Source organism: Streptomyces sp. NH27, from assembly GCF_056859195.1.
In genome coordinates, this window is the sequence record NZ_JACEGK010000676.1 from 1 (window position 1) to 3,554 (window position 3,554).

3 protein-coding genes are annotated in these 3,554 nt (G+C 68.0%); all 3 read left to right on the plus strand.

The genetic code is table 11. The features are described from left to right. Positions 1 to 74 precede the first annotated feature (74 nt). Genes AC13HU_RS34225 through AC13HU_RS34235 form a run of 3 tightly spaced genes read left to right on the plus strand, consistent with a single transcriptional unit; the run spans position 75 to position 3,421 of the window. Positions 75 to 1,058, plus strand: a complete 984-nt coding sequence (locus AC13HU_RS34225) for an ABC transporter permease (RefSeq protein ID WP_483045887.1) — start codon at positions 75 to 77, stop codon at positions 1,056 to 1,058. Between the two features lie 52 nt (positions 1,059 to 1,110). Then, complete coding sequence (locus AC13HU_RS34230; RefSeq protein ID WP_483045888.1) at positions 1,111 to 2,172, plus strand: ABC transporter ATP-binding protein; 1,062 nt, start codon at positions 1,111 to 1,113, stop codon at positions 2,170 to 2,172. Positions 2,173 to 2,194: 22 nt separating this feature from the next. Beyond that, the gene (locus AC13HU_RS34235) at positions 2,195 to 3,421 is read left to right on the plus strand and encodes an ABC transporter ATP-binding protein (protein ID WP_483045889.1); all 1,227 of its coding nucleotides are present in this window, start codon (positions 2,195 to 2,197) and stop codon (positions 3,419 to 3,421) included. Positions 3,422 to 3,554 lie beyond the last annotated feature (133 nt).

A 3,554-nucleotide genomic window follows, 5' to 3' on the forward strand; every position in this document is an offset into this window, starting at 1 on the left:
ATCATCCTTCGGGGCCGGCCGCCCGGATCTGACCGCGCGGCCAGCGCCCGCGCCCCCTACGGAAGAGCCTCCCGATGCTCCGTTTCCTGTCACGCCGCGTTCTGGGCGCGATCGTGATCTTGTTGGCCATCAGCGCCGTCACGTACTTCCTGTTCTTCGTCCTGCCCGCCAACCCCGCCCAGCTCGCCTGCGGGAAGAACTGCGCCAACCCCGACGTGGTACACGCCATCAAGGTGCGGATGGGTCTTGACCAGCCCATCTACGCCCAGTACTGGCACTTCATGGAGGGCATCTTCACCGGGCGCACCATGCCCGACGGGCAGAAGTGCCCGGCACCGTGTTTCGGCTACTCCTTCGCCGACGGCCAGCTCATCTGGCCGGAGCTGAAGGACCGCTACCCCACCACGCTCTCGCTGGCGATCGGCGGCTCGGCCGCCTTCCTGATCATCGGCGTCGGCCTGGGCCTGCTCTCCGCGTGGCGGCAGGGCAAGGCCACCGACCGCCTCGCCAGCTCGATCTCGCTGCTCGGCAACTCGGTGCAGATCTACTTCATCGGCCCGCTGGCGATCGCCCTGCTCGTCAACAACCTCGGCTGGTTGAAAAACGGATCGGACCCCACCTGGGGCTCCCATCCCCTCGCCTCACTCAACGGCCTGATCCTGCCGTGTCTGGTGATGTCGGTCATCTTCTGGTCCAACTACAGTCGGCAGACACGGTCGCTGATGGTGGAACAGATGAGCGAGGACCACATCAGAACCGCCCGGGCCAAGGGCATGGGATCGAAATACGTCTTCTACCGCTACGCGTTGCGCGGAGCGGCCGCGTCGATCATCACCATCTTCGGCATCGACCTCGGCAGCGTCTTCGGTGGCGCGATCATCACCGAGGCGACCTTCAACCTGCACGGCCTGGGTACCCTCGCGGTCGGTGCGGTGACGAAGTTGGACCTGCCGATGGAGATGGCCGTCATGCTGGTCAGCGCCTCCTCGATCGTGATCTTCAACATTGTCGTGGACGCCGTCTACGCAACCATCGACCCGCGGATCAGGCTCTCATGACCATGGCAGCCGCCCCCCGCCAGCCACGCACCACCCGGTAGGAGAACCCGCCGTGACCATCCTGACGAAGTCCGAGGCCGAACCCGCGCCGCAGGACACCGAGCACTTCCTCTCGGTACGCGACCTGTTCGTGCAGTTCGCCACCGAGGACGGCACCGTGAAGGCGGTGGACGGGCTCTCCTTCGACCTCGACCGGGGCAAGACCCTGGGCATCGTGGGCGAGTCCGGCTCCGGCAAGTCGGTGACGAACCTGGCGGTACTCGGGCTGCACAACCCGCGCAACACCACCGTCACCGGCTCGATCCAGCTCGACGGGCAGGAGCTCATCGGCGCCTCGGAGAGGTCGCTGGAGCGACTGCGCGGCAAGAAGATGTCCATGGTCTTCCAGGACTCGCTGACCGCCCTGTCGCCGTACTACACGGTCGGACGGCAGATCGCCGAGCCGTTCATGAAGCACACCGGCGCGTCCCGGCGCGAGGCCAAGCAGCGGGCCATCGAGATGCTCACCCGAGTCGGCATCCCGCAGCCGATCACGCGGGTCGACGACTACCCGCACCAGTTCTCCGGCGGCATGCGGCAGCGCGCGATGATCGCCATGGCGCTGGTCTGCGACCCCGACCTGGTGATCGCCGACGAGCCGACCACGGCGCTCGACGTGACGGTCCAGGCGCAGATCCTCGATCTGCTCAAGGACCTCCAGCAGGAGACCGGCACCGCGATCATCCTGATCACCCACGACCTGGGGGTCATCGCCAACACCGCCGATGACGTCGTGGTGATGTACGCGGGTCGCGCGGTGGAGCGCGGCACCACCCGTGACATCCTCAAGAACCCCGAGCACCCCTATGCCTGGGGCCTGCTGGGCTCGATCCCGCGGCTGTCGGCGTCCGTCGACGTCCCGCTCATGCCCATCCCGGGCTCGCCCCCCAGCCTGCTCAACCCGCCCCCGGGCTGCCCGTTCCACACCCGGTGCGCTTTCACCGACCAGGTGCCGGGCGGCCTGTGCAGCACCGAACGACCGGTGCTGCCACCGGGACGGGGCGCGGCGTGCCACCTCACGCCGGAGCAGAAACACGACATCTTCAATGAGCAGATCCAACCGCGGTTGCGCTGACCGGGATATCCGAGGAATCAGCATGAGTGAACAGCAGACCCTGGACCAGGTCCCGACGCCGCAGCAGAAGTCCGGGGAAACGCTCCTTGAGGTCAAGGGCCTCCAGAAGTACTTCCCGATCAACGGCGGCTTCATCTTCCAGCGCCGGGTCGGGGACGTACGGGCGGTCGACGGCGTCGACTTCCACATCGCCCAGGGCGAATCCCTGGGCATGGTCGGCGAGTCCGGCTGCGGCAAGTCCACCACCGGACGGCTGGTGACGCGGCTGCTGGAGCCGACCGCGGGCCAGTTGACCTACGCCGGCCAGGACATCACGCACGCCTCCCGCAGGCAGCTGGCGCCGATCAGGTCCGAGATCCAGATGATCTTCCAGGACCCGTACGCCTCGCTCAACCCGCGGCAGACGGTCGGCAGCATCATCTCCGCGCCGATGGAGATCAACGAGATCAACCCGACCGGGGGCCGGGAGAAGCGGGTCCGCGAGCTGCTGGAGATCGTCGGCCTCAACCCCGAGCACTACAACCGCTTCCCGCACGAGTTCTCCGGCGGCCAGCGGCAGCGCATCGGCGTGGCCCGCGCGCTGTCGGTGAACCCGAAGCTGATCGTGGCCGACGAGCCGGTCTCCGCGCTGGACGTCTCCATCCAGGCGCAGGTGGTGAACCTGCTGCAGAAGGTGCAGAAGGAACTCGGCATCGCGTTCCTCTTCATCGCGCACGACCTGGCGATCGTGCGGCACTTCTCGCAGCGCATCGCGGTGATGTACCTGGGCAAGATCGTGGAGATCGGCGACCGCGACTCGATCTACACCAAGCCGCGCCACCCGTACACCCACGCGCTGCTGTCCGCGGCGCCGGAGGCGGACCCGGACGACAAGGGCCGCGAGCGCATCCGGCTGGCCGGTGACGTGCCCTCGCCGATCAACCCGCCGTCCGGCTGCCGCTTCCGCACCCGCTGCTGGAAGGCGCAGGACCTCTGCGCGGAGCAGGAGCCGCCGCTGATCCAGCTCGGCGGCAGCGCCTCCGGCCACCTGACGGCGTGCCACTTCCCGGAGGAGCCGTCGGTCGAGGCGCGCGAGGAGGACATAGTGCTCGACCCGGCGCTCACCATGAGCGCGGAGCCGAGCGAGGCGACCGGGGAGCCGAACGAGGCGTCCTCGGAAGAGGAGACCTCGGCGGAGAAGAGCTCGGCGGAGGCATCCTCGGAAGAGGAGACTCCGGCAGACGAGAACCCGGCAGACGAGACCTCCTGACCGCAGCCACGGTCGGCCGGCCTCACCTCACGACGCACGACGCACGACGCCAGGGCCGTGTCCCGGACCCCTTTCGGGGAGTCCCGGATACGGCCCTGGCGTCTGTCACTCCGGGGGGACGATCTGCTTCTCC